General features: G+C 40.8%; 18 protein-coding genes. 14 read left to right on the top strand and 4 right to left on the bottom strand.

All coding sequences use genetic code 11. The features are described from left to right. Positions 1 to 55 precede the first annotated feature (55 nt). The 3 genes from FJOH_RS15745 to FJOH_RS15735 are packed head-to-tail and all read right to left on the bottom strand — an operon-like array spanning position 56 to position 7,176. The gene (locus tag FJOH_RS15745) at positions 56 to 2,713 is read right to left on the bottom strand and encodes a S9 family peptidase (protein ID WP_044047779.1); all 2,658 of its coding nucleotides are present in this window, start codon (positions 2,711 to 2,713) and stop codon (positions 56 to 58) included. Positions 2,714 to 2,736: 23 nt separating this feature from the next. Further along, complete coding sequence (locus FJOH_RS15740; protein WP_235023015.1) at positions 2,737 to 4,140, bottom strand: RagB/SusD family nutrient uptake outer membrane protein; 1,404 nt, start codon at positions 4,138 to 4,140, stop codon at positions 2,737 to 2,739. A gap of 12 nt (positions 4,141 to 4,152) precedes the next feature. Next, entirely contained in the window at positions 4,153 to 7,176 is a 3,024-nt protein-coding gene (locus tag FJOH_RS15735; protein ID WP_012025071.1) for a SusC/RagA family TonB-linked outer membrane protein, read from the bottom strand. Between the two features lie 674 nt (positions 7,177 to 7,850). Between FJOH_RS15735 and FJOH_RS15730 the strand changes: the two genes are divergently transcribed. The 6 genes from FJOH_RS15730 (at position 7,851) to FJOH_RS15705 (ending at position 13,527) form a co-directional block, all read left to right on the top strand. Continuing rightward, positions 7,851 to 8,099: a helix-turn-helix domain-containing protein gene (locus tag FJOH_RS15730; protein WP_012025070.1), complete on the top strand. Its 249-nt coding sequence runs from the start codon at positions 7,851 to 7,853 to the stop codon at positions 8,097 to 8,099. A gap of 267 nt (positions 8,100 to 8,366) precedes the next feature. Continuing rightward, positions 8,367 to 9,485, top strand: a complete 1,119-nt coding sequence (locus tag FJOH_RS15725; protein WP_012025069.1) for a hypothetical protein — start codon at positions 8,367 to 8,369, stop codon at positions 9,483 to 9,485. 223 nt (positions 9,486 to 9,708) lie between these two features. Beyond that, on the top strand, positions 9,709 to 10,647 hold the full coding sequence (locus FJOH_RS15720; protein WP_012025068.1) for a phage exclusion protein Lit family protein: 939 nt from the start codon (positions 9,709 to 9,711) through the stop codon (positions 10,645 to 10,647). A 27-nt stretch (positions 10,648 to 10,674) separates the two neighbouring features. Beyond that, positions 10,675 to 11,421 (top strand): hypothetical protein, encoded by a 747-nt coding sequence (locus FJOH_RS15715; protein ID WP_012025067.1) that lies wholly within the window; start codon positions 10,675 to 10,677, stop codon positions 11,419 to 11,421. Positions 11,422 to 11,446: 25 nt separating this feature from the next. Next, entirely contained in the window at positions 11,447 to 12,430 is a 984-nt protein-coding gene (locus FJOH_RS15710) for a hypothetical protein (protein ID WP_012025066.1), read from the top strand. Between the two features lie 38 nt (positions 12,431 to 12,468). Continuing rightward, positions 12,469 to 13,527, top strand: coding sequence for a phospholipase D family protein (locus FJOH_RS15705; RefSeq protein WP_012025065.1), 1,059 nt, complete (start codon positions 12,469 to 12,471; stop codon positions 13,525 to 13,527). A gap of 85 nt (positions 13,528 to 13,612) precedes the next feature. Here the strand turns inward: FJOH_RS15705 and FJOH_RS15700 are convergent, their stop codons facing one another. Continuing rightward, positions 13,613 to 15,289 carry an AraC family transcriptional regulator gene (locus tag FJOH_RS15700; protein WP_012025064.1) on the bottom strand — a complete coding sequence of 559 codons (1,677 nt, stop codon included), beginning with the start codon at positions 15,287 to 15,289 and terminating at the stop codon, positions 13,613 to 13,615. A gap of 23 nt (positions 15,290 to 15,312) precedes the next feature. Between FJOH_RS15700 and FJOH_RS27005 the strand changes: the two genes are divergently transcribed. From FJOH_RS27005 to FJOH_RS15665, 8 genes are all read left to right on the top strand, one after another. Next, the gene (locus FJOH_RS27005; RefSeq protein WP_159436631.1) at positions 15,313 to 15,477 is read left to right on the top strand and encodes a hypothetical protein; all 165 of its coding nucleotides are present in this window, start codon (positions 15,313 to 15,315) and stop codon (positions 15,475 to 15,477) included. A gap of 153 nt (positions 15,478 to 15,630) precedes the next feature. Beyond that, on the top strand, positions 15,631 to 16,338 hold the full coding sequence (locus tag FJOH_RS15695; RefSeq protein WP_012025063.1) for a hypothetical protein: 708 nt from the start codon (positions 15,631 to 15,633) through the stop codon (positions 16,336 to 16,338). A gap of 311 nt (positions 16,339 to 16,649) precedes the next feature. Further along, positions 16,650 to 17,498: a helix-turn-helix domain-containing protein gene (locus tag FJOH_RS26280; protein WP_012025061.1), complete on the top strand. Its 849-nt coding sequence runs from the start codon at positions 16,650 to 16,652 to the stop codon at positions 17,496 to 17,498. Positions 17,499 to 17,675: 177 nt separating this feature from the next. Beyond that, on the top strand, positions 17,676 to 18,518 hold the full coding sequence (locus tag FJOH_RS15685) for an RteC domain-containing protein (RefSeq protein ID WP_044048337.1): 843 nt from the start codon (positions 17,676 to 17,678) through the stop codon (positions 18,516 to 18,518). A 229-nt stretch (positions 18,519 to 18,747) separates the two neighbouring features. Further along, positions 18,748 to 19,059: a helix-turn-helix domain-containing protein gene (locus tag FJOH_RS15680; RefSeq protein WP_012025059.1), complete on the top strand. Its 312-nt coding sequence runs from the start codon at positions 18,748 to 18,750 to the stop codon at positions 19,057 to 19,059. 78 nt (positions 19,060 to 19,137) lie between these two features. Further along, entirely contained in the window at positions 19,138 to 20,592 is a 1,455-nt protein-coding gene (locus FJOH_RS15675) for a DUF4099 domain-containing protein (protein ID WP_012025058.1), read from the top strand. A gap of 6 nt (positions 20,593 to 20,598) precedes the next feature. Beyond that, on the top strand, positions 20,599 to 22,668 hold the full coding sequence (locus FJOH_RS15670) for a type IA DNA topoisomerase (protein WP_012025057.1): 2,070 nt from the start codon (positions 20,599 to 20,601) through the stop codon (positions 22,666 to 22,668). A gap of 68 nt (positions 22,669 to 22,736) precedes the next feature. After that, entirely contained in the window at positions 22,737 to 23,867 is a 1,131-nt protein-coding gene (locus tag FJOH_RS15665) for a PDDEXK nuclease domain-containing protein (RefSeq protein ID WP_044048336.1), read from the top strand. Positions 23,868 to 23,883 lie beyond the last annotated feature (16 nt).

The raw sequence follows: 23,883 nt of genomic DNA, 5'->3' as shown, positions 1-23,883 counted from the left end.
AATATTTAATAATGCAATGCAGTTCGAAAGAACTGCATTGTTAATTTAACTATTGTTATTTTAATCCTTCATTGATCCATGGAGCTGGTGGTTCATTTTTTAAAAAATAGGCAAACCACTGAGTTAACCTAACCGAAAGATCTTTTTGATTTCTATGGTCTCTTAAAGTGTGTCCTTCTTTAGGATACACTAACATGATGTGTTTTTTTTCAAGGCGGCGCAAAGCCAGAAAAAATTCAACGCTTTGATCTAACTTTACTTCAAGGTCGCTGTCTCCTGTCCATGAGAGTAATGGCGTTCTAATCTTTTCAACATGTTCAATAGGCGAGTTCTTCCTATACCCATCACGATCATCAAAAAGTGATTTCCCCATTCGAAATTGTTGACTTTCAAAACGCCAGATATCTGGTTTCCCCACTGCCGGTCCAATTGATAGATAAAAGGTGGATAGATCTGTTACAGCCGAACCTGAAACAGCTGTGGCAAAAAGATCTGTTTGTGTAATAATATAATCAGTTTCATATCCTCCAAATGAATGTCCAATAATCCCGATTTTGTTTGGAATTACATATCCTTTATTTATGATTTCCTTTGTAGCCGAAATTATACATTCAGTTGCAGAAATTCCTGGATTTCCTATTTCATAAGAAATATCAGGAGTAAGTACAAAATAACCTTGTGTTGTAAAATTTGTAATATTAAACCCAATCCCAGAATACAAAGTCGGAGGTATATAGTTGTGAAGTCGATTAGAAAATTTTTCATAAATATAAACAATCATAGGATACTTTTTTTGAGGATCATATTGCGCAGGATAATATAGTAACCCTTTATGCACTTTTCCATCTCTAGTACTATATGAAATCAGTTCGTTTCTACCCCAATAAAATGACTTCTGTTGCGGATTACTTTGAACTAGTGTTTTTTTTACTCCTTCAGTGCTTACAAAAACAATTCTTGGTGGCAAATAATGCCCTTCCTCCCTGTAAAATAATGTAGTAGAATCAGGAGATTGGGTTAGCTGATCAAAATGAGAATTATCAAGTGTTAACAAATTTTTATTTTCTTTGGCACCCAATTCAATACATCCTTGCGATCCATAGTCGGTCAACCGTTCAAGTAAAATTCTTTTTGTAAGATCTACACCATCCAACATCCAACCATTATAGTTTGAGGAGCCGCGAATAATTCTTGAATAAGCAGGATGTCTGAATTTCGTATTTGTTTCTCTGCCCTTTGTTAGCCGGCGTGAAGAGGTCCCATCAGTTTTAAAAGCCCATAGATCCCAAGTGTCATATAATAGTACTTCCTTATCGCCAATGCTCCAGCCATATTGTTGAAAGGCATCCGCGTTTCGTGGATGCTGCTTTTTATTTTGAAAAAAGTCAGTGCCTGAGTTTTGGGTAATATTTTTGTGTGTGTTTTTTTCAATATTGTAAATCCACCAGTTTTTGTCACGGAAATACGAAATAAATTTTCCACTCGGAGATGGTATTAATAACGAGGGATGTGCAATGTTTTTTCTCAAAAACAGGGTAGTTTTATCATTGTCAAGATTATAAATATAGAAATCACTTATATCATCTTTACCATACTGTGGGCCATATTTTACAGTGTTGAAAAGTATAGCATGATTCTGTGTCCCGGTGAGCATAAATTGAGGTAGACTGTCATTAGAAATCATTTTGAAGTTTTCATGTTCTGGTAACCACTGAGCCAGGTATGTATCTTTAAAAGAACTTACTTTTTCTTCCTGAGGATAAATATTATAGGTATTTCCGTACCATACTTGTGGGCTAATATCATTTGCGTTGAGCTTTGATTTCTTTTTCTGTACTATAAAAAAGACACGTTTTAAATCATCTGAAATTTTTATTTTATGACTTGCTACAGTAATGAATACTGTATCGCTTAAAAAAGGGTCTTGAATTTGTTGAGTACTATAAAGTCTATTATTTTGGAAATTATAATAGTATATGCTATTTTCAAACCTCTTTTCTTTATTAGTTTTTTTATAAAAAGCCAATGCTTTTTTTTCTTTTCCTTGCCATACAAGATCTGTAAAAATATACGGATCACTTGCAATTATTTTTATTTTATTTTGGTTTGACAATGTTAAAATGTTTACAGTACTTCCTTTCTTAGTTCTAACTACAAATGCGATCAGTTCGTTTGATGGGGATGGTAGAAATTCGGTTACTCCGCGTATCTGCATCTGAACTGCACCTTCGAGAGTTCGCACGATCATTTCACTATCTTTGTTTTTTCGATTGACTAGGAGTACAAGTTGTTTTGTATTGGAATTGTAGGTATATTTCACGACTTCAGGTAGCTCTTCTTGTTGTCCAGTTTTAAGATTGAGAAGTTTTACTGCACTAGGGGTCTTACAAATAAACCAGTTATTTTCAAGAAAATTACCCTTGTATCCATAAGGAAAACTATATGTTTTTTCTGATTTTGTATTTTTTACATAAAGCGTATCTTTATCACTTTCATATTTGATGGTGTAACTTGCCCACAATCCCTTCGTACCAACATTATCAAGGGTTAGCTCTCCCCATTTTAAATAGTCCTCGACAGTCAGTGCCCTCTTTTGCATTGCCTGCCCCCATAGAGAGCAGGTAGCCAATTGCATAACTAAATTTAAAATTAGAAGTAATATTATATTTAAGTTTCTTCTATGTATCTTAAATACACTATTTAGGATGTTCATAATTTTTTAAAGTTTTTAAAAATCTAATAGCCAGTATTTTGAGGCTTAAGATTAGGATTTAAAGTTATTTCAGTTTCAGGTATTGGTAAAAGCTCATAGCTTGATTTCCAACCAGGTTTATTTCCTAATTCTGTATCAAGTTTTCCAGTTCGTTTTAGATCAAAAAATCTGTGCCCATTTTCAGTGAAAAGTTCTTTTCTTCTTTCTGAGAGAATGTATTCTAGAATTTCTTCAGCTGTGCCTTCTGTAACGTTTCGAATTCCTGCGCGATTTCTGATTTTGTTTAAATCGTCAACTGCACCAGTTAAATTTTGCAAATAGACTCTTGCTTCTGCTCGAATTAAGTATTGTTCAGAGAGCCTCATTATAATGGTATATTCTCTTGAAGGTGTAGTAGGTTTTGACTCTTTATATTTATTTGCATAATACCATTTTCCACTTTGACTGGTCAAAGAAGCGATCCACATGCTCTTTCTTTGATCTTCCGCACTGAAACTGTTAACTAATGATTCGCTTAACGACATTAGCGGCGGCGGACCGGATACAAAAATATAATTCACTGCATCATCAGTGTTTTTGCTTGCTGAAGCTGGCATAAACTGCCAGATTGTTTCGGTTGAATTTTTTAGAAAAACTTTATTTAGGTTTACTTCAATTTTGTACAATGAATTTTCTATAATTGAACTGCTCATACGATCGGCTTCATCCCAAGCTCCTTGATATAGATAAATTTTTGCCAACAAAGCTTTTGCAGTTAAAGAATTCGGACGAGTCCTTTCGGTGGAAGAATATTGTTGTGAAAGCATTTGTTCTGCTTTCTTTAAATCTTCGATAATATATTGGTAAACCTTTTCTACTGGTAGTCTCGATGTTTCAGAATTTTGCTTATAGTCCGTAGATTTAATATAAGGAATTGGACCATATAACTGCAGAAGATAAAAGTGTAGTAATCCGCGCACAAAATAGGCTTCGCCTCCCAGTTGCGTTCTTTGTTGTATATTTAAATAAGTACCTTCTACACCGTTTAAAATTGCATTAGTTTCATAGATCTGATTGTAGGTATTATTCCATAAAAGTGAAATTGTACTGTTACTTGGCAGAATGGTGTTGGCAAAAAACGATGCGGTTGGGCTTGTTGGTGATCCATAAAAAGTTAATTCATCAGTATAATTTCCTAGTTGCACTGATAGACCATATAGTCCTCCTGTAAGCATACCGACGTCACGCATTTTCGAATATACATCGGCCATAGCTGCATTGGCAGAAGCATAGTCCCTGAATACAGCCGTACTGGTCAGCTGGGATTTAGGCAGATCAACTTCAACAAAGGAATCACAGGAAAGCAGCATAAGCAAAGTGCCGAAAAAGAAGGCTCTTTTGAATATGAGGCTGGAAATGTTTTTTTCAGTTCTATAAAGTGTTCTCATAATTATTTTCATTTAAAAAGTTAATTGCAGGCCTGCTGTCACTATTTTTAGGGGAGGCAGATAGCCCCTGCTTTTAAATTCAGGATCACCATCCATATATGGCGTAAAAGTCAGAAGGTTTTGCCCTTGAATCATAAGTGTGCACAGAACAGTTTTGGAAGCCAGTGGCACGTCGTAACTAAGTGCCAGCGTTTTCAGGCGTACGTAGGAGGCATCAGCTACGGTGGCATCGCTGTTCGTGTAAAACGACTGGGATGCTACAGCGGCCGAACTGTATCCGGCAGAATATAATTGGTACTGAGCATCTTGTGTCGCACTATTCCAGCTATTATTCATCTTTACTGGCTGGTTGATCATCAGTCCAGCAAGTCCGCTGCCGTAATTCAGATTACGCTGCTTAACAAACTGAAAAAGAAAATCAAGTTTCCAATTTTTAAAACGTAGCTGATTCTGAAATCCTCCGAAATAGTCGGGATTAAGATTGACAATCGTTTGCCTGTCGTCAGGGGAGGTGATTCTGCCATCACTGTTTTGATCGGCAAATGTATAGACGCCCTTTACGGGATCAACTCCCGTGTACTGGTATCGCAGTAGGATGTTCAGGGATTCTCCTATTCGATACCTGTTTTTGTAGGTAGAGCTGCCTAAATCGGGAAAGCTTAACAGTTCGTTACTCATAAAGCTTACATTCACGCTACTGTTCCAATTGAAATGCCTACTATTGAAGTTTTCGGTGCGGAGCGTAAATTCCCATCCAGCATTCTGAACTTCCGCTCCAAGGTTGGCCTGAAGCTGTGTAAATCCTGTGGTGGCTGGAAGAGGAATTCCTACGAGTTGATTTGATGACCGGTTGCGGAACCATGCCGATGTAAAGAAAATACGGTCTTTAAAAAATCCGACCTCTAGTGCGGCCTCCAGTTTTTTATTGATTTCCCACGCAAAATCAGGATTAAACAGTCGGGAAGGCTGTAATCCAATGATGTTTTCATAAGATATACCAGTAGAGTTGTAGGTGTCAAAAAACTGATAATCACCAATCTGGTCACTTCCTGTCGTTCCGTAGCTGGCGCGGAGTTTCCCAAAACTAAGCCAGGAACTGTCCCGAAACCAGTTCTCCTTCGAGAACAGCCAGGCTGCACCGACCGCTCCAAACATGGCAAATTGTTTTCCAGGACCGAACCTGCTTGAACCATCACGACGCATGGTCAAATTTACAATATAGCGGTTCTGCCAGTTGTAATTTGCCCTTGCAAAGAAAGCTTGATATTTGTAAATGGTCTCGTTGCTAAAAATGACTTCTTTAAAAGTAGCCGATGCAAGATCGTAAATAAGGCTGTTGGAAGTAAAGCCTGTTCCTAGCTGGGACAGCTGCTGGCTGTTCTGCTGTTGGAAAGTTCCGCCAATAAGAATATTTATTTTTCCATTTCCTAAACTGCTGTCCCAGGCAAGCTGAGGTTCGATGATCCATGATGATCGTTTAGTGTTAGTCATCAATATACTGGAATTGGAACTGTTTAATCCCGAGCAAGGATTATACATCGTGGACGGCGAAGTGCGGTGCTCATAATGCTGGAGATCGGTGTAGCCGAAACTGCTTTTCAGCACCAAATCAGGGATTATCTGATAGGTTAGTACGGTGTTTGCTGTGAAATCTTTGGTTTTAAATTTGTTTTCGGCCAAAAGTTTGGCCAATGGATTGCTCCATGTTCCTTTTTCCCAGTTGAGGTCTCCATTCGCGTCGTATAAGGATGGTGCATTGGGAGGAAGGCTGCGCGAGTCACTGGTCAGGTCAGTGGCAGGCTGGTTGCTGTTCTGTACATTGTAGCCCCCAGAGAAGGTAAAGTTGAAACTGTCGTCTTCAGAGGTATGGTTAAGACTGAGATGTGTTCCTCCCTTTTTATAAATAAAGCTGCCGGGAAGTACGGAAGATTCCGTATGATAGCTGGAACTGATAAGAAACGGGGTACTTTTTGATCCGCCACTTATGGTGCCCTGCATGTCCGTAATAGTAGATGTACCTCCAATCAATTCTTTTTGCCAGTCTGTGGAACGGTTCTGGTCCCATACTCCATTGAGATCATAGGCATTAGCGGGGTATGCATTTATTTTATCATTTATGAATGCCTGCCGGCGCATGGAAAGATACTGCTGTGTGTCCATCATTTTTATAAAGCGCGCAACTTTTCCAGCACCGGTTGAAGCATTGATTGTAAATCTGGTTTTACCTTCTTTGCCCTTTTTGGTTGTTATCAGCACTACGCCGTTTGCACCGCGGGACCCGTAGATGGCCGTGGCATCTGCATCTTTCAGCACCTCGATACTTTCAATTGTATCGGGATTGATATTATTCAAGGGACTCGTGACGGAAGGAGTAACCGTGGATGTCTGGCTGTAACCAATGGCATCAGAGGCGTAGGGTACACCGTCAATTATGTACAGTGGAGCATTGCCTTCTGTACGGATACTGTTCTGCCCCCGGATCTGTATGTCAAATCCCCCGCCTGGTATCCCTGTGGTCTGGGTCACATTTACTCCAGCCATCCGGCCCTGCATCGTGGCCAATACATTTGTCACGGGCTGGCTTTCAATATCTTTAGACGTAATTCTGGCAATGCTTCCAGTCCGTTCGCTTTCCTTTACTGAGTAATATCCTGCATTTACTTTTACTTCCTGCAGAGTAGTGGTGTCATACTGAAGCACAATGTCGATTTTTGTTCGGCTTTTGACGGGGACGTAGGCGGTCTTGAAACCTAAATAGGAAACGACCAAAGTATCTTGGGCTGGCGTCTGAATACTAAAATGGCCATTGTAGTCAGAAATCACCGTAGTTTTAGAATTACCTTTTATTGAGATAGTAACACCAGGCAGGGGACCGCTGCCGTCGGAGACGGTTCCTTTTACCTGATGCTGTTGGAATGATGATGTGCTACGCCGCAGACTGCTTTTTGCGGCTGAAGGTGAGAAAGACAGAAGAAAGCCTGTAAAAATTAGGCAATAAATAGCTTTCCCACCCTTGAAAAATGAAAAATAATTCATAATATTGGATTGGTTAGTTGAACTTGGTTTTGATTAGCTAAGGTCCTCTACACTAGTTTAGTCGCTGCGGTAGGGGACTGCTTTTTTGAAGCGGCATTTGATGCCGAGCTTCAAATTTTGTGGTAAAAAAGTTATTTCATTGGCGCATTTATTAAGATTTCAAAAATTAGATTGTGATTTTTCAGCCTGTTGCTAAACATATGCTGAACCTGCTGGGCAATGACCCGGCCCTAAAACTAATTCAATGGCAATACCGTTTCGGGCCAGGCATTACAAAAACAGAACAATTATTACATCATATCTGACCTTCTTAAAGGTTAAACAAATGAATGCGTTTCTTTAGAATTTAAGGAATTTGCTTTGAGAAGTTGGATTTCGCCTAAAAAAGTAGGCGTGGGTTAGTCTCAACTTACACACTAGAAGGATTTACTGGACTACCTTGCGCGCATAAGTGAGCCCACGCCGTTTATGGCGTGAGCATTTACACTTATCTTCTTGCGCGCGGTTGAAAAAGTGTCCAGTTTTTTCTAGTGCAAGGTTCAAAGCGAATGCTTCAAATATTTTCTATGAAGTTATCGCAAATTTATATATTAAAAAACAAATATAGTAAAATTTTTTTACAAAGCAATCTGTAGATTGCCTTTTTTCTTTTTTTTAAAAGCGATTTTTATATTATGGAAGAAGATGGTTTTAAAAAAGAGAGAATCAAATTAGGAAAAAGAATTATGCATCTGAGAAATCAGTGTATTAATAAAGATAATGGCAAGCCAATTTCACAAGAAGAATTAGGGTTGAGAACAGGATATGCTAAAAATCACATTGGAAAAATAGAAAGAGGTCAAACTAATCCGAAAATTGAAACCTTATTTTCAATAGCTATGGAGTTGAATGTAGATATAAGAGAATTATTTAATTTTGATTAAAAAGTTCAAGAATGTCTAATTTAATATATTACTATGAAATAGAGAAAGATGCCTGTGAGCATCTTTTTTTATGCCATTTTTTTAATAAAACAGGTATTAGTACTGTAAACATTCCATCATTAAAAGATTATTTTGCAACTTTTTAAAACAAATTACGGAAAACCGTACGTTAATGCCAATATGTCAATATAGGTTTGTTTTAAAAAATAAAAAATGGGACCAAGCAGTTAACCTGAACCGTAAAAACAAGAAATCTTTTTAAAATTTATGTACCAAATAGATATCCACAGCCTGCAGCAGTTTGACATTCTGCTAGTCAGGTTTCCAGAAAGTGAAAGTAGTCAACAGATTAGAGAGAACTGTAATTCAGAGTACAGTCATGCCATAATTTATTTAGGAGGCGGGGCATTTGTAGAAGGAATTGAACCAGTAGTTACTCTGTTTTCCTATCATCGATATTATTTCCCAGATCTTGAGGATGTCAAGATCTTAAGGCTAAGTGATGCAGCCGGAAAAAGTTTTAATGGAGCAGCTGCTGAAAGAGCATTAAGAAGCCTGGCTTCCTGCAATTACTCAAAAAGGCTTTTGTATCATATTAATAAAAAAAACATCGACGAAGATGTTATAACCGACTTTCTTGAAAAGAAAATCTGGAGGAACGGCATCGTTTGCACTTCTTTAATCACACTTCCATATTATGCTGGGGGTGTAGATTTTTCATCAAAAAACGAACCTTTTTATGCCCATTTTGGTGATATTGAAAAGCATAAAGATTTTATAGATGTAACAGCATCAACATTTCAACAAATCAAGGAAAAAGATTTAAGAAAAGATGCATATAATTACTTCACTACTTATGAAACAGGTTCTATACTTGAGAAGCAGGCGGCTATAGTTGTGGAATTAAATACGTATGTCCAGCATAAATATCGAGATATTACTCAGCATCCTGAAAAGTACGAAGATATTCGTATTGCAGAAGAAAATTTAGGTTTCAGCAGCTGGGAGGATATTTTACCAAACCTAACTCGATGGTTCCTTTCGGAAACCGGAAAAAAAATTGACGAAGAATTGTCTGAATTAATCCTTTCCAGTAAGTATAATATGCTCTGGTTTGAGGAAATACATAAATATCCAGAACAATTCTTCCCCTTATATTATTGGAAGTTTAATTCTTTTGGCCCAAGTAAGGATGATATTAAATTTTATACTGATTCAATATCAGAAACATATAAAAGGATAAAAGAAGATGAAGAAAATACATTGAAAAATTTTCTTGGCTGTCCCAGCAAGACGTATCATATTTTATTTAACATGTATCGCTCATACACAGATCTATTAGTCGGTGCTCTTGTTCAATATGAAGAATTACTAAAGTATGTTTAAATAAGATTAAACTAACATATTGCGTACGGAAATTATAAATTGGTAGATGATTAATTTATATTTCAAATGAGATCAGAACGGTAAGCATTCATTTTTTGATTTGAATCAATCCAATGTTTAAATATACTTTGCGATTCGTACTTATTTGTTTGATTAATGAACATTACTAATACTTACTTAGAAAGGGGAGAAAAAATAACTTCATAATACATTAATATATTAGATGAAAAAAAGCGTATGGCAGAATTCACATAGCGGAAAACAGCCGATTAGAGTCCTAAAGCATAATTTAACGACAAGACTTGTTAATAGAAACAAAGAGTATATAGAATCACTTCAGTCTAGTTCAATTCTGGACGAAAAGATACAATACCATGATCAAAATTTACCGTTAAATAATAGGCAAGGTCCTTTTATCTATGAAAATGGTTTAATAAACATCCACGAAACATTCTTATCCTACATTTGGATTAACTGTTATTATTTTGTTGTACTGCATGAAGAAAAATATGCGCTTCCAAATCTGATTGATAAGGGAGAGATGGAAAGCAGGCCATATAGCGATGAGCTTTTAAGTGAAGCAGAGGACCTGTTCAGTTATGCACTCACTTTGGTTACGGGGTTCACAGATTGGGATAAGGAAACATTGCCTAACCCTGAATATTTTGATGAGGAAAGTCCGCAGGGCAATTATATTCTGCATGTCAATGATTTATTTGTTGAAGTATTGAATTTTATTCTTTATCATGAAACTGCTCATGCTGAATTTCAGCATATAAAAAAAATCAAAGAAGGAAAGCTCTCTAATGAAGAAATTAAGGATTTGGAAATTGAAGCTGATTCACGTGCAATTGAATTATTAATACAGAATTCCAAAAACAGGCAGAAAGCCGAAATCGCGATTGCTATGGGTCTAGCCTCTATACTGTTTATAAAGAATTCCTTAAAGGGAGGAAGCACCCATCCTGATGTAGACCAGCGGATAGAAAATGCTATTGAAATTCTGCAGCCATCAGAAGATAGTGAAATATGGACAACATTGTGCTTGTTTATTAAGACTTGGGATAGACAATATGGCTTAGGATTAATTGAAAATAGAATCTGTACTACCATTAAGGATGTTTTCTATGATTTACTAGAACAGGCCAAAAAAATAGGATAAATTTTCGTAATTAAGTGAATTAGAAAAATGACGAAATCAGATAAAGAGATTGCAGATTACCTCGGTAAAAACGGCCAAATTTTCTGCGAGGAGTTACATGACCGCAGCCATCATTTTTTTCGGACTCTTCCCCATAGCTATTTTGCAATTGCCTGTGCAATTTCATTAAGCTGGACCGGACATGCAAAATATGATGATGATTTTATTTTTTATGCGTCAGCATATATTGATGCTGCAATAGCAAAAGATCCAAAAATTGCAAAATTATACAGTCTAAGGTTTGGAGAAGAAGGATTGGATACTGCGCTTACAAATTTTAGAATTTATCTAAACAGGGTAAAGAACCTAATGCCGGATTTCAATGTTTGTTCAATCCAAGATATCAATGTTCTGCAGCAAAGGCTTCTAAATAAATTAACTGTGTTTAGAGATAATGGAGAAGTTATTGGGATAGGCCCATGGCTTTTTTTAGGTGCTTTTAAAATTATTTTGGAAGATCAGAAGCGGTTTTGGCAAAATGATGGAATCGATGCTATTGTCATGCCGACTGGATTGGAGGTAGATAGAGGCATTGTGCGTTTAAAAAACGAGGGCTTTTCCTTCATGAAGGATTTCGACCTGCATTGGCTGGAAGAAAATAAGGGGACACTTTCTGATAATTACGCCACGTGCATTATGGTTCATTCGCATATTGTGAAAATTGCGAAAATCAGCGGAACAACCGCTTTACAAATTAATAGTGCTTTGTATAAATACGGAAGAAAGGAATTGTAAAATTAAATTATAAAACTGTTAAATAATGGAGCCACTTATTTATTATCCGACTTTTGAGCCGCCAACTGATGCTTGGCTTAAATTTTCATTATTATATTTCGAAAATTTCAGGCCTATTATTCCTTACAGCCGCCGCAGACTGGTTAGTGACAATTATACAAGGATAATAGAGAATACGGATTTAATAAGACCGTACAGCCCTGGAGCGGATGTGGGATACAGAGCCTCGCTGAAAGCCATCGAAGAAGTAGATAAAATCTTTGACCGCACGCACGATAGAAGTCTTTTATTCAATAGTGCAAACTTGATCAGAAAGTGGGAAAATAGTGCTAATTGGAATTTTAATGTTTACCATGAAAAATTCTCAGACATATGGGCGGATTATTGTGAGCGAAACAATATTGGACGCAGAACCGAGAACGGCATAATGCTGCCTGAGGAGCTGGCGTTTCTATTTATGACCTATCTGGCAAAGGAAATTGCATTTGAGGAATCTGCAGCGATAATAACCGACAATAACAAATACGACAATTTTACCAATTACTCCCGTTCTACAACTCCGAGCTTGAACAGGACGACCAAATTTGCCAAAGGAATCATCAATCTTCTTATTCCTAAAAATTTGGCAGATATACCCTTTGAAAGGCTGATTGAGTTTCGTGAAAATAATAGGGATTATTTAAGGGCATTCAACTCAGAACTTCAAAATATCCAAGAGAAAATAGGTGAGGGCTATAGCGAGCAGGACTTTATAAACAGCTACAACAATATTTATTCCGAGTTCAGCAGGCAGGTGGTCTTGACAGGGATAGGATTGGCTTCAATACCGTTTGCCGCTTATATGCTTATTAAAAACCCAGCGGCAACCGCTCCGGAATATGTGAAGGAAATATTGGGAGCATTAGGTATTGCACTTGGCGGAGGGTACACACTAAATAAAGGACTGCGTGATAACGAGACAGGAAGATACTGCAAAAAATATATAACCAATCTGGAAAGGATAAGATAATAAACAGATTTTATAACCATAGAAGAATAAGACCAACAATGATTATTAATAACCTCACAAGGCAAAATCATTTGCATCATGTAAAGCAAATTTTTCAAGGTGCTAAAAATGTCTTTATCATTAGCCCGTATATTACAAAAAACATTGCCCTTTTAGACTTTGCTGAGTTTAATAGTCTTGAGAAGGTCACTGTCGTGACTACATTAAAGCCTTTTGATAAAGATCAATACTCCAAAATAAATTATTTCAAAGAGCTTTATAACATTTTTAATTCAAGAAATATAGAGTTTGAAATCCTAATTGATAATTTCCTGCATGGCAAGATATTCATAGGTGAGAATACTGATGGTTCAGCAAAAGCAATCATAACTTCAGCAAACTTCACAGACAGAGGTCTTAGGATCAACAACGAGTGGGGTATATTAATTGAAGATGCGGTGGAAATACGCAAAGTTAAAAATGGAATAATAGACAAGATAAAATTCAAGAGTTTTAACGAACAGAAAATTGATGCCTGTCTGGAAAAGATTAATGACACTCCAGAACCGAAAGGAGACATCAATCCGATCAAGCTAAATTTGTCCTTACTATTTGAAAGCAGGGAAAATTATCTTCAAATAGAGACCAGTGCAACATTTTGGCTAAAACCTATTGGCGTGTCACATGATACAATTCCCCTATCTGAAAAATTTGATGAGGTGGATAGCAATCTGCATTTTTCAAAGTTAAAACCAAGGGGAGTAAGGAGAGGGGATATCCTTATCTGTTATGCGGTAGGACATTTAAATATTCTTTCAATATATAGGGTTAATTCTGGACTTGAAAATACAGGAAATGAAAACGACAGATGGCCGTATTATTTTGTCGGTGAGAATTTAACGCCGAATTATGGGAGAGAATGGGCACAACAGCATATAACTGTTACCAATCAGAAAAATTTCTTTTTACAGAATACTGCATTAGACATAACTCCAAGTGGGAAAAACAGTTTCGGCAGTTTAATGAGAGGGGCGGACAAACTTAAACTGACTAAAGAATTCGGAAATTTTTTACTGGATAAAATACTAAAAATAGATTCGGATTTAGAAAAGTTATAGAAAATTTGATCATTAACCATTGAAACCTCGTTTTAAAAACTTTTACAGAAAAGCAAAGTTGGACTGTGATTATTTTGCTTTACTATTATGGAATGTTCTCTTCCTTTCTTAATTCTTCTATAAAATATTTTGGTGTTATCCCGGTAAAGCTTACAAAAGCCTTTACGAACCGCCGGGTAGTGGAGAATCCGGCTTCCAGAGCCAGGGATTCATGCGTATAGTTCTGGAGGATCTTCTCATTGCGTATCCTCTTGGCGATGTAGTCTATCTTAAGGGAATTGATGTACTGGTTGAACTTTTGGCTTCTGTGGCGCATAATTATAATTGACAGATATCTGGTATTGGTATTGAAATGGCCCGCCAGTTTGGTGAGATCAAGGTCTTTTTCCAGAAATTTCCTTCCCGCCTCAAATTTTTTCAGGGACTGCAGCACCGCCTGCTCGACATCGGTGCTTATCGCAAAATCGAGCTCGTCGGTTTTCTCGGACTTGGCTCTGGTTTCATTCTCAATTTTCTGCAGCAGCTCCTCATATTTTTTTCGCGATTCGCTTCTGCTTTTGAAGAACCATATTATCCCTAACAAGATAAGCAGAAAAAGTATGCTGATAACCGATATGGATATGCGGTCGTTATTTTTCTGGCTCTCAACGGAATGTCTTAGGATCTGCTGTTCCCTCAAAAGATCCTGGGTTTCATATTCCTTTCTGATTTTTCCCTGAAGATAGGCATAGGTCACGTGAAGCTTCTTATCCACTGCCAGGAGGCGTTCCACGTAGTGCAGCTGCGCCTCAATCATCTTCCTGTCCCTGTAGTAGGAGATCATATATTCATAAGCCTGCCTCAAATCAGGCCTCATATATGCATGCTGCGAAAACCCCAGATCCACTTTTTTGAAGTAAGGCAGTGCTTTTTCCTTTTCATTAAGGCCCCAATAGCATCTGCCGATATAAAAACTGCTTACCATTTCATTTGAAAAGTCGCCGTTGGAGCGGATAGCGGCCAGGGAGGACTGCAATTTATGAAGAGCAGACTGGTAATTGTGGATCATGCACTGGTTTATTCCCTCCGACTGCACAAAGTAATGCTGCATGTCCAGGTTTCCGGTTCGTTTTCCCTCTGCAATTCCAAGCCTGTTGATTTCGGTGCTCATACCGTGGTTTCCCACCATTTTGTAGCAGGCTCCAAGCGAATGCAGGGAATTCAGGTAAGCCCTGGCATCATTATCCTTAAAATACGCTATGCACTGGTTAAATAGCGAGATGGCTTCATGGTAATATCCGAGATAGAATTTAATCTGGGCAATCTGGTATTTGGTCTTATGGATGAGGTAGCCATCATCTGTTTTGGATATGTACTTATCAGCAATCAGATAGCTGTCCATTGCTTTTCTAAGACGCTTCTGCCCATAGTAGGCCACGCCTCTTGACAGGTAGGCCGAACCGATGATTGAATTGTCATTCGATTTTTTGGCAGCCATGACCATGCTGTCTGCATAGATGAGCTTTAGGGCTGCAGGAGCATAATGGACATAATTCTTGTAGGCATTTGAAAGCTCCTCCCAATTTTTCTCCAATTTGGCCTTATCCAAAAAAGCCTTAAGGTAGATTTCTCTTTGAGAGTCATTCTGGCCCTGAATTTCAATACGGTCAAACAGATAGTCAAAATCCGCGCTTTTCAAGGTGTCAGGAATTCTGGAAATGGTTTTTTGTGCATTAACATAACAAGCAAAGCACAAAGAGATAACCAGTAGATATTTTACCATAGATTACATTTAAGCGGTTTGTAATGAAAGCAAATCGTTCGGGCCAAAAATTTTTCTGTCAGGCAATCCTGTTTGAAATAGGAAATGCAAATGGCTCAAATATAGCTATAAAAAAGCTAAATGCGATGAAATTTAGGGTTAAAAAAGCTATGTCGATTTTCAGAAAAAAGACAGTAGTATTGCAGTAAAGTGCAATATAAGTGTTTGTATGTGATGATTTTAGCCGATAGATTTGCTTTTGAATTCAAAGCGAATTTCTGGAAAGACTCCAGAGGATAGTTCTGCTTCTCCCGGGTGAAAAATGAACTGAAAATAAATCAGTAACATTTAACACTTCAAACATGAAAAACTTTAATCTATTGCTTGCAATTCTGCCATTTTTCACAATAGCCTGTTCCCCAGAGCCTTCAAGCGGAAATGCAGAGTATGCGCAGGCTGCAAAGAACTTAGAAGAAAACCATTCGGATGCGGAAAATCTGGACAACCCGTATGATGCCGCGGGCAGCTTCTACAGCAAAATACTTGACATTATGGATACCGACAGTCTGGAACTGAATTCAGTGGAACATGCAGCAGTAATGATAGACTCTATAGCCGATACATATCCCGAGCTGGACGGAACGGCGAATGATGCGGTCCTGCACCGAAGGCTTCATCAGCTGACCGCCATTATTGCCAGTGAGTCAACGATGGATGACATTCTTCCATCCTCCATACTCGGTCAAGAAGCCAGAACCAGCCTGATGCAGCTGGAAGGCCTGCTCACGATGCATGCCGATGATCCATATGAGGCGCTGTATGCCCAGATTGTTTCCTACGAACAGGATGTACTGGGCAATTCTTCGCTCAGCACCGGCGATAAACAAATCCTTCTGATAACATCCTCGGTTGTCCGCTATTCGACTGAAAGAAAAAGAAAGGACAAGGACTGGGAAACGTCCGTGACAAGGATTGCCCAGACAGTTTTCGCATCCGAGGATAATGTTGTCTTAGGGCTTAAAATGGCTGCAGCCGTCGGCATATGTCAAAAGCACAGCATCGGGGATTAGACCTGCGTACCATTTTGGAGCGTTATAAGAGAGCAGCGGGAATCTTCACATGCCTTTTCCTTATAGCGCTGAATCTGGCAAGCCTCTATCTTGTCGTAGATCTTATGAGCTACGATGAGATGGTGGGCTATCTAAGCGGCGGCGAGATCAAGTATTCAGGAATACGGCACTTTATTTATGTGCTGCTTGCCATACTGGTCAATATACTATTTATCTTCTTTGTGACATGCGGCTGGCTTGCAGGAAAAAAAGCCGGTCCTTGAAAGATACAGGCTCTTCAAGTAAAATGATATACAAATACAATCAATATTTTGAATACACTAACAGACAGTCTTTGGCGGGATAACCTTAAGGTGGTCTACCTTTATGATATCGGATCGGCCAAAGCGCTTTCCAAATTTATGGTTCCAGGCTGGATTACCCTTGTGGCAGTGGTGTCGGGTTCCATCAGGTTCTCAGAATCTTTATGCGGTGCGGAAATTTCTGCTGGTGATATTTATGCAGTTCCAGGCCGTGCCGAGGTCGATTCCTTCTCGGGAGTTCTCCGCATATGGCTGGTATCCTGCACTGCAGAATTTGCCGTTTCCAGCAGGATAGTAAGGTTCGGTGCCGGCTATATGGAAATTTTTGCCCGACAGGAATCTCCTGTTCTTGCAGTTAACGGAAAAGAACTGCGGCATGTCATATTGCTTCTGCGGCTGCTGAAGAAAAAGATCGGCAGCAGGCATGCAGTGTTCAAGGACGAAATGGTGCTGCTGTATTTCAATATGATTGTCTACGAGTACATCGATCTGCGCTACAAATACGGCAAAAATAAGGCAATTCTCCACTACCGGAACGATAAGATCGTAATGGATTTTATCAGCCTGGTGCAGCAGAATTCGTCGAGGCACCATGATGTGAAATTTTATGCTGAGTGCCTGTTTGTCAGCAGCGGCCATCTGGGCAAAGCCGTAAAAGCAGTTTTGGGAATCTCCGCCAAACGTTTTATAGAAATGGCCGTACTGTCGGAGGCCTATCTGCTTCTGGCCGATACGCAGCTTTCCGTTTCCGAGCTTGCCGAACATCTCAACTTTGACAGCCCTGCGGCGTTCAGCGGCTTTTTCAAAAAGAATACCAGACTTTCACCCACCCAGTACCGTCTGAGCCTCAAGTTTTAATACAGCACCTATTCGATTATGCTAATAAATTCAACTAACCGTATTATCTTTTACCAGCAGGTTTGCTTTTGAGAACGGCGTAATGACTGTTTCTGCTGCCAAATGACAAAGGCAGGCAGTGCACCTTTTGCGGCGCCCGGAATTTTTGTAAAAGATGTTACATTAAATCCTTCGAGTATGAATTCACTGCATTCCATTATTTCCCAAATCACTATTAAAGAAGACAAGTTATCCTGCCAGACCGCCCATCTCATTGATGAAGCCCATCAGATGACACTCTATCTGAGGGAGGTGCTCCAGACGGTCCGCCAGCATGTGCTGGAAAAGGGATTCGAGGATGAGGCTGAGGAGATCGATTTTTTCAGGAATATCAAGCCCCTGATTCTAGGGAAATTGATCTTCTACAATAAAGTTTTCCGCATAGAGACCATCTGTCCGGTAAGGGAAGGGCAGGTCCATCAGAAATTTTTCATGAGCCATCTCCAACAGCTCAAAGCCCAGTTCAAAGAATGCATCTTCAGCACAAACTTTTACCGTTATTACAAATCAGGGAGAAATGACCGGGATGATGAATACTTTTTACGGGGAAAGATCAATTACAGCGATGGGCTGAACAGCTATGTTTTCGAGATAGACCACAGGTTTTCGACCTATTATGACAATAAGATTGCAAGAATAATCGCCAATGAGCTGATCTATAATTATCTTACAACGAAGATAAATCCAGAAGAATCTTCGCATTCTTTCCCCGCAGGGACGGAATCCTCCAAAGAAATTTTCTGGACGGATTCCAAAAACGCGCTTATCGAACTTATCTATGCACTTTACGCATCAGGAGTGGTTTCGCACGGTAAGATCGGCATACGCAGGATAAGCCTTGTTTTTCAGCTGCTTTTCCGTATTCCTCTGGGAGACGTTCATCATTCCTTCCACAGGATGAAGGACAGGGCCGGAACGAGGACTTCCTTTTTGGACCACCTCAAGACGTCCTTGGAGCAGTATATGGACAAAGAGCTTTAGTGGACTGGAGATAAACGGTCCAAAAGCATTTCTTTTTTACCCATAATGGCCAATTGGCACGGATTGCCGGCCCAATTTTTTGAAAGCCCCATTTGTCCGCTAGCGGTCAAATGGGGCTGATTTATGCTGCCGCGAAACGAAAAAATGAATCTGCCAATGGGCAGAGCTTGGCAGATATTGATCTGCGTAGTATGCAATTTTGCAGTGTGCAACTCAAAAATACTGGATTATGAACGTGGAGCGATTGGAATTTATGGCCTGGATGGAACGCATTATGGAGCGGTTCGACATCCTTAGCGAGATGGTAGGCGAAAGCAAGAGGAAAAATATAGCCATAGACGGGGAGGAGCTTCTTGACAACCAGGATGTCCTGCAGATGCTTAAAATAAGTTCGCGTTCGCTACAGCGCTACAGGTCCTCGGGAAGGCTCTGCTATTATACGATCAGCGGAAAGATCTATTACAAGCTTTCGGACGTGCAGCAATTCATACGGGAGAGCTTTTCCGCACATACCGCCAGGAGAAAGCCGATTGGAGACTAACGCGGACATCCGGTGCCAGCACTATTGCCGGCGCGGGCGCGGGCACTACTTTCGATTATTAACCAAAAAAACAAAGTCATGAGTAAACAATCCGCTGAAAAAGCGAAATGGCCGGAGGAACTCTCGGACATCCTGCTTGTGTTTGATAAAGAAAAAAAGAAAATCCAGGCAGTGAAAAGTATTGATGAGAATGGAAAAATGCAGACGGTGGATCCGACAGATAAAAACCGGAACCAATTTATGAGAGTGGACAGGAATGGCGATTTCTTCTCCAATTTTTTTTCCAATTTTCTGAGCCAGCTGAAAAATCCCACCAGCTTTTCATTTTTCAAGGTGCCTTTTGCCATTGGTGTTAATACGGCAAAGGAAATGCAGCTGCACGCAGACAATCCGACGCCGCAGGGCGAACTGCTCATGCAGCAGCACGAAATTAAAGCGAGTGAACCTGAACAGGACAAAAAAGAGAATAATCCAATAAATAAAAATCATATGGAAGCAACACAGACAAATGCCGAGACGAGCGAATACCGCTACAAGCCGGAACAGATCGACTGGGAGACCATGAACCATCTTGGGCTCAGCAAGGAAAAACTTGAGAAACTGAACCTTCTTGAGCCCATGCTCAAAGGCTACAAAACAAACGAGCTCGTGCCCATAAGCCTAAATCTTGGGACTGCCGTTACAAGACTGGATGCCAGACTGTCCCTTAAAATGAACGAGGAGGGAGAGGTTGTGGTCGCCATACACGGAATCCGAAAAGGGCCCAACCTGAACTATCCCTTCTTCGGCCATGAGTTCAGCAGAGAGGACAAGGACAACCTGCTGAAAACGGGAAACATGGGACGCGTGGTGAATCTGACCAATCCGAAAACCGATGAGGTGCTGCCGTCTGTGATCAGCGTGGACAGGCTGACCAATGAAGTAGTGGCTTTCAGGGCCGATTACATCAAAATACCCGATGAAATAAAAGGTGTAAAACTGAGCGAAGATCAAAAGCAGACCCTTTCGGAAGGAAAACCGCTGCCATTGGAAGGGATGATTTCCAAAAAAGGAGAACCGTTCGACGCGACTGTGCAGTTCAATGCCGACAAGCGTTTTGTGGAATTTCTCTTCGACAGGAGCATTGGCAGCAAACAGGTGCAGGGCAATGAACAGAACCAGACTGGGGAAGCACCGAAAAACTTCAGGGGAAAAGAACTGGATGATCAGCAGCATGAGAAGCTGCAGAACGGCCAGACCGTATACATCAGCGGTCTTGTAGACAAGAAAGGCAGGGAGTACAACGGATACATCACTTTCAGCAAGGATAGCGGCAGGACAGAGTTTTCGTTTGACAACCCGTCAAAACTGAAGGAACAGGCGAAGCCTGCTGAAGAGAACAGGGTACAGACGGCGGTGAACTCGGAGGGAAAAACCAATGAGGCGACCAAAAACCTGCAGGAACCCTTAAAATCCGGCCAGTTGGGTCCTGACACCCAGAAACAGAAAGAAGAGCAGCAGCCTGAAACCAAGTCGAAGGGACGCAAAATGTAGCATGTCATGAAAGTAGTTATTGCAGAGAAACCAAGTGCTGCAAGGGAGATAGCCGTACTGCTGGGAGCCAACGAAAAAAAGGATGGGTACCTGGCAGGAAACGGCTATTTTGTTACTTGGGCTTTAGGACATCTGGTGGGTTTGGGCCTGCCGGAGGATTACGGCATAAAGGGCTTTGAGAAAAGCTCCCTGCCGATACTTCCGGATCCCTTTTTGCTTACGGTACGAAAACAAAAAATAGATGCCGGTTACACTGCTGATGCAGGTGCGCAGAAACAGCTCAAAACCATCAAATATGTTGTAGGTCTGAGCGACCTGATCATAGTGGCCACCGATGCAGGTCGCGAGGGGGAGCTGATTTTCCGCTACATCTATGAATATCTTGAGTTCAGGAAGCCTTTTGTCCGCTTGTGGATCAGCAACCTCACCGAGAAAGCCATCAGGAAAGGATTGGAGAATCTGAAGCCAGCCTCTGAACTTGACGGACTGTACCTCGCGGCGCAGGCAAGGAGCAGGGCGGACTGGCTGGTAGGGATCAATGCCTCGCAGGCCCTGAGTCTTGCCCAGGGAGACGGAGTCTTTTCCCTCGGAAGGGTACAGACACCGACGCTGGCGCTCGTATGTTCACGCTACCTGGAAAACAAATCCTTCAACATCGAGCCCTACTGGCAGCTCCAGCTGACGCACAGCAGGAATTTTATGCTCTTCACAAGCATCAGCGAGAAGAGATGGGACAATAAAAGGCAGGCAATGGACGCACTGAGGGCGATCGAAAGAAATGCCGCGACGGCGTGGGTATCATCTGTAGAGATCAAAAACTCAACAGAACAGCCGCCTCTGCTTTTTGACCTGACTGGACTGCAGAAACAGGCCAGTACGGACCTCAGCCTTTCGGCCGGTGAAACGCTAAGCATTGCGCAGAGCCTTTATGAAAAGCAATTCATCAGCTATCCGCGAACCGGCAGCAGGAGTATTTCCGCGGATGTATGGGATGAGATTCCCAGCCTTATAAAAGCATTGGGCACCCGTGAAAATTTCAGGGAGGCTATATCCACATTGAAACTGGGGCGCCTGAACAAAAGGATTGTCAGCGAAGCGGGAGTTACCGACCACCACGGCCTGCTGCCGACGGAACGAATCCCATCGGCGCTGTCCGGGAAGGAGACGGCGATCTACAACCTTATTGCCGGAAGGCTTCTTGAAGCAGTGTCCGAACCGTGCATCAAGGAGATTACCAAGGTAAACCTGCAGGTGCTGCATTTTGATTTCATCCTCTCAGGGAGCAGGATAATCGAATCTGGTTGGCGGGGTGTAAAAGCCCGCTTTTTGGAAAGTGGTGAGCCGGGACAGGAACTCCCTGAAATCAAAAGGGGCGATGAGCTTAAAATCAAAGAGTCCGCGGTATTGGAGAAGGCAACAAGTCCGCCTGCCCTTTATACCGAGGCAGGGCTTTTGAGTGTAATGGAAAATGCCGGAAAAAAGTCCCAGGACCTGCAAGAACGGAAGATCCTTCAGGCCATTGGCATTGGAACGCCTGCAACCAGGGCGGCGATTATCGAAACATTGTTTGACCGCAAGTATATCCAAAGACAGGGCAAATCATTAATCCCAACGGAAAAGGGGCTTATGGTGTATGAGCTGGTGAAGGATAAAAGGATTGCCGATGTGGCGATGACGGCCCAATGGGAAACAGAATTGTGGAAGATTGAAAACAAAGAGGCTGATGCGGCGACATTCCAAAAGCAGATGGAATCCTATGCCACATCCATAACAAAAGAGCTGCTGGAAACCCCACGTCCGCATGATATGGTGCCCGATCTCTGCTGCCCCAGATGCAACATAAATAGGCTGCTTATTACAGAAAATATGGTCAAATGCCCTGAAAAGGAATGCAGGTGGGTTCAGTTCCGAAATGTATGCGGCGTACAGATCAGTCTGGCTGATATCGAAATACTGCTCCGTACTGGGAGAACCCCGCTGCTCAAGGGAATGAAAAGCAGGGCTGGAAAATCATTTGATGCCTATATCGTGATGAATTACAAGGCTGAGACTTCTTTTGAATTTGCAAAAAAGTAAAGGCTGAAATGAGAATCTTTTCCTAACAACATCTTTTGACTTTATAAAGAAACCAATCCAGCATGACTATGAATTTTGAAAAACTAAGCCTAAGGATACAGCAGACCAGTAATTATTTGCGGCTAAATGCCGTAAAGGCGGTGAATATGCACATCACACTCAGAAACTGGCTTACCGGCTTTTATATTGTGGAATTCGAGCAGCATGGAAGCGACAGGGCTGAATACGGTGTGAAACTGCTTGAAAACCTTGCGAGGAAAATCACGGTAAAAGGATTGACTGCGCCCGAGCTGTCCCGATGCAGGCAGTTCTATCACAGATATCCGCAGATCCATCTACTTTTGGAAAAAGATCTTAAAAGCCTTATCCCTGAAGAATTTTTTGGTGATTTTTCTGCTGAAAATTATAGTCCTGCAATTCTTGGGTCGGCAACCCAAGAATTTGAAGGGATCCATCAAGGGGAATGGACAACCCACTTTTTTATGTTGTTCCAGTCAGTTTCCTACAGCCATTTTACCGAGCTTATCAAGATTGAGGACATTTCGAAACGACGTTTCTACGAGCTTCTTATCCTAAAAACGCAGCCCACGGTAAAAGAACTCAAGAGGCAGATCGACAGCCTTACCTATGAAAGGATAGGGCTTTCGCAGAATAGACAGCATTCCTTTGCCGAGGCGATGAGGAGTATCGCGCCAGAGGATTCTCATGACATGGTCAAGTCACATTATTTTTTTGAATTCCTAAATCTGGTTCAGCCCAAACTGATTGAGGAAAACGAGCTTGAGTCTGCCCTTATTGAGCATTTGCAGCAGTTTATGCTGGAATTGGGAAACGGGTTCTGCTACGAGGCGCGGCAGAAGAGGCTGCTCATAGGTGACGAGTATTATTTCGTCGATCTGGTTTTTTATCATCGAATACTAAAGTGTCATGTCCTTGTGGAATTGAAAACTGAAAATGCAAAACATGAACATATCGGCCAGCTTAAAGCCTATCTGAGCTTCTACAAGAAGAATATTCAGGAAGCCGGAGACAATCCCCCTGTAGGAATCCTGCTTGCCACGAACCAGAACAGGACCCTGATTGAATATGCGATTGCGGAGAGCGATCTGGAAATATTTGTAAGCCAATACCAGCTGCAGCTTCCCGATAAGGCAGAATTAAGGGAATTTATCGAGAACGAATTGAGGAAGGCAAAGTAAGTAAAGCTGGCAATAA

The organism is Flavobacterium johnsoniae UW101 (assembly GCF_000016645.1).
Classification (GTDB): Bacteria; Bacteroidota; Bacteroidia; order Flavobacteriales; family Flavobacteriaceae; genus Flavobacterium; species Flavobacterium johnsoniae.
Note: the sequence above shows the minus strand (reverse complement) of the source record. Positions and strands in the feature narration are given on the sequence as shown.

Excerpts from the sequence above, each read along its gene's own strand:
- FJOH_RS15745 (WP_044047779.1), bottom strand. The coding sequence starts at position 2,713 with ATGAACATCCTAAATAGTGTATTTAAGATACATAGAAGAAACTTAAAT.
- FJOH_RS15740 (WP_235023015.1), bottom strand. The coding sequence starts at position 4,140 with ATGAGAACACTTTATAGAACTGAAAAAAACATTTCCAGCCTCATATTC.
- FJOH_RS15735 (WP_012025071.1), bottom strand. The coding sequence starts at position 7,176 with ATGAATTATTTTTCATTTTTCAAGGGTGGGAAAGCTATTTATTGCCTA.
- FJOH_RS15730 (WP_012025070.1), top strand. The coding sequence starts at position 7,851 with ATGGAAGAAGATGGTTTTAAAAAAGAGAGAATCAAATTAGGAAAAAGA.
- FJOH_RS15725 (WP_012025069.1), top strand. The coding sequence starts at position 8,367 with ATGTACCAAATAGATATCCACAGCCTGCAGCAGTTTGACATTCTGCTA.
- FJOH_RS15720 (WP_012025068.1), top strand. The coding sequence starts at position 9,709 with ATGAAAAAAAGCGTATGGCAGAATTCACATAGCGGAAAACAGCCGATT.
- FJOH_RS15715 (WP_012025067.1), top strand. The coding sequence starts at position 10,675 with ATGACGAAATCAGATAAAGAGATTGCAGATTACCTCGGTAAAAACGGC.
- FJOH_RS15710 (WP_012025066.1), top strand. The coding sequence starts at position 11,447 with ATGGAGCCACTTATTTATTATCCGACTTTTGAGCCGCCAACTGATGCT.
- FJOH_RS15705 (WP_012025065.1), top strand. The coding sequence starts at position 12,469 with ATGATTATTAATAACCTCACAAGGCAAAATCATTTGCATCATGTAAAG.
- FJOH_RS15700 (WP_012025064.1), bottom strand. The coding sequence starts at position 15,289 with ATGGTAAAATATCTACTGGTTATCTCTTTGTGCTTTGCTTGTTATGTT.
- FJOH_RS27005 (WP_159436631.1), top strand. The coding sequence starts at position 15,313 with ATGAAAGCAAATCGTTCGGGCCAAAAATTTTTCTGTCAGGCAATCCTG.
- FJOH_RS15695 (WP_012025063.1), top strand. The coding sequence starts at position 15,631 with ATGAAAAACTTTAATCTATTGCTTGCAATTCTGCCATTTTTCACAATA.
- FJOH_RS15685 (WP_044048337.1), top strand. The coding sequence starts at position 17,676 with ATGAATTCACTGCATTCCATTATTTCCCAAATCACTATTAAAGAAGAC.
- FJOH_RS15680 (WP_012025059.1), top strand. The coding sequence starts at position 18,748 with ATGAACGTGGAGCGATTGGAATTTATGGCCTGGATGGAACGCATTATG.
- FJOH_RS15675 (WP_012025058.1), top strand. The coding sequence starts at position 19,138 with ATGAGTAAACAATCCGCTGAAAAAGCGAAATGGCCGGAGGAACTCTCG.
- FJOH_RS15670 (WP_012025057.1), top strand. The coding sequence starts at position 20,599 with ATGAAAGTAGTTATTGCAGAGAAACCAAGTGCTGCAAGGGAGATAGCC.
- FJOH_RS15665 (WP_044048336.1), top strand. The coding sequence starts at position 22,737 with ATGAATTTTGAAAAACTAAGCCTAAGGATACAGCAGACCAGTAATTAT.